The 1,417-nt window shown below is 23.9% G+C and carries 2 protein-coding genes; one reads left to right on the top strand and one right to left on the bottom strand.

The features are described 5' to 3' along the window. A partial coding sequence (locus HMPREF3265_RS01625; protein WP_141764257.1) for a DUF536 domain-containing protein occupies nucleotides 1-397 on the bottom strand: 397 nt, incomplete at its 3' end. A gap of 493 nt (nucleotides 398-890) precedes the next feature. Here HMPREF3265_RS01625 and HMPREF3265_RS01620 point away from each other — a divergent pair. Beyond that, nucleotides 891-1,417, top strand: a 527-nt coding sequence (locus HMPREF3265_RS01620; RefSeq protein ID WP_141754667.1) for a replication initiator protein A, incomplete at its 3' end; no start/stop codon positions are given.

The raw sequence follows: 1,417 nt of genomic DNA, 5'->3' as shown, positions 1-1,417 counted from the left end.
TTTCTTCTTCTAATTGGCTTTCTAGTTTTTGAATTTTTTTATTGCTTTCTAATGCTAAGACTTGCTGATTTTCTAAAAGTCTATTAAGTGTATTTATTTGTTCTTTATCTCTATTTGCCTGTTCCTTATATATATCTAGCTGAATATATAACTGCTTTATTGTTTCATCTTTTACCTGATTATTATTATCAGATTTTTTTTCATTTATTTTACTTTCAGCATCAATGCTCTTTTTCTGATTTTTTTTAATTCTATTTACTACCACAATCTCATCTTCACTAGATAAGTAATTTACGTTATCAATTTTTTGAAATTTTACATTTGCTTTTTTAGCATTATTATAAACTGTCATTTTTGTCACATTTAGTTCGTCAGCGATTTTCTTCATACTTTTCATATAGTAGCCTCCGTATAACTATATATGATATTTATCATAATGATTTTTATCATAATTATATAGTTATTATACTTACCACATCAATACTTTTATACTTATGCATAAAAGGGATACATATAATTATACGAATATATTTTACTCTCTTTATACACTTCTTATATGCCTTTTATACGTATTGTAATAGCTTTCTTTATATAACATTTCGTATCACTATATAAAAATAAAATATAACCTTTTATCATTCTCACATGATATATAAACTAAATATATATAAAAAATGTAACAAAGATTTGAAAAATGTTATTATAAATAGAAAGAAGCCTAACTACGGGAATAGTTAGGCCTCGATGGTAATAAAAAAGTTGTTTTTGTACAGTTGTTGTATTCATATTATATATATTAAGAATTATTAGCGCAAGTCTAATACATATATACTTACTTATGACTTTTTATTACCTCTTTTAAAAATCTAAATATGAAAGAGGTTTTTTGTATGTCTAATTTTAATATTAAAGAAATCCAAAAAGAAAAATTCTATCGATTGCCTAAAGTATTTTTTACAAATCCTAAATATACTAAATTGTCCAATGATGCAAAAATAACTTGGTCAATATTAAGAGACCGTTTAGATTTATCTATAAAAAATAATTGGATAGATGAAAATGGAGATATATTCTTTATATATACTAACGAAAAGTTAAAACAAATCCTAAATATTAGTAGCCCAAACAAATTATCTAAAATAAAGAAGGAATTAACTCGAGCTGATTTGTTTAGTCAAATCAGAGTGGGATTAAATAAACCCAATAAACTATATCTAAAAAAACCTGAAGTAACAAAAGCTGATGTATATTGTATTACACAACAAGAAAATGACGTAGAGCAGCAATATTCTACGGATGTATCAAATTCATACATCCAGAAATATGATAATGATACATCAGGAAATATTAAAATGATACATCATGATATATCAAAAAAATACACTAATGATACTGATTATAATGATACTGATTATAT

This window comes from Staphylococcus sp. HMSC62B09, assembly GCF_001839115.1.
In the GTDB taxonomy this organism is placed as follows: Bacteria; Bacillota; Bacilli; order Staphylococcales; family Staphylococcaceae; genus Staphylococcus; species Staphylococcus haemolyticus.
The sequence above is the reverse complement of the archived record's forward strand: the minus strand, read 5'-3'. Positions and strand labels throughout refer to the sequence as shown.